Genomic DNA, 885 nt, shown 5'->3' with positions numbered 1-885 from the left:
AGCCATTATTGACTTCCTTTTTAGTAATTAAATCTATGTTTTAATTATGTTCTATTCTTTTTATTCTTAAATTGATCATCATCAAAATAATGAATAAATATCAATTTGTTTATCATGTTATTACAAATAATAAAATTAAGGCATACAATTACTCTATTAATTCAATAGGATATTACTATTAACATATTATCATTTGTAACAAAAATAATTTGAAAAGCTTATCAAAATAATCAAAACCAACCGTGAACATCACAGCAGAATATTTTTTTTAAAGTCGTATAATGACCACAAAGAAATAACTTATTAACTTCAGGAGTCATTGATGTCTTTGACTATTTTTGAGCAACTTACTGCTCTATTGGATAAAAACCACGCAACTTACCGTGTTATGGAGCACCCTACCGCAGGCCGTTCTGAAGAAGTTGCAAAAATCAGAGGAACACAATTAGGACAGGGAGCAAAAGGACTTGTTTGCCATATAAAAGGTAACGGTGTTAAACAACATGTTCTTGCGATATTACCTGCTGATAAACAAGCTGATCTATCAAAACTCGCTCACCAAATTGGTGGAACAAGGGCGTCACTGGCAAGCCCTAAAGAAGTGGATGATCTGACTCAATGCGTATTTGGTGCAATTCCCCCTTTTAGTTTTCATCCTTCATTAAAGCTTGTGGCTGACCCTCTGCTTTTTGAACGTTTTGATGAATTAGCTTTTAATGCTGGTACATTAGAACGTTCTATTATTCTCAATACGCAAGATTACAAACGTATTGCACAACCAGAATTAATCTCTTTTATTCGAGAAGAAGAAAACGAATAATAAAAACAGCCAACTTATCTTTAACAATTACCCAGTTTTAAATTCAACTAAGGGTAATTGTTTAT

1 protein-coding gene is annotated in these 885 nt (G+C 32.1%); it reads left to right on the top strand.

The window, feature by feature from the left end:
* Window positions 1-322: 322 nt before the first annotated feature.
* Window positions 323-820, top strand: coding sequence for a YbaK/prolyl-tRNA synthetase associated domain-containing protein (locus tag BHE89_RS18835; protein WP_069368810.1), 498 nt, complete (start codon window positions 323-325; stop codon window positions 818-820).
* Window positions 821-885 lie beyond the last annotated feature (65 nt).

The organism is Shigella sp. FC1967 (assembly GCF_001743005.1).
Taxonomy (GTDB): Bacteria; Pseudomonadota; Gammaproteobacteria; order Enterobacterales; family Enterobacteriaceae; genus Proteus.
This window is presented reverse-complemented; position numbering and strand designations above follow the sequence as displayed.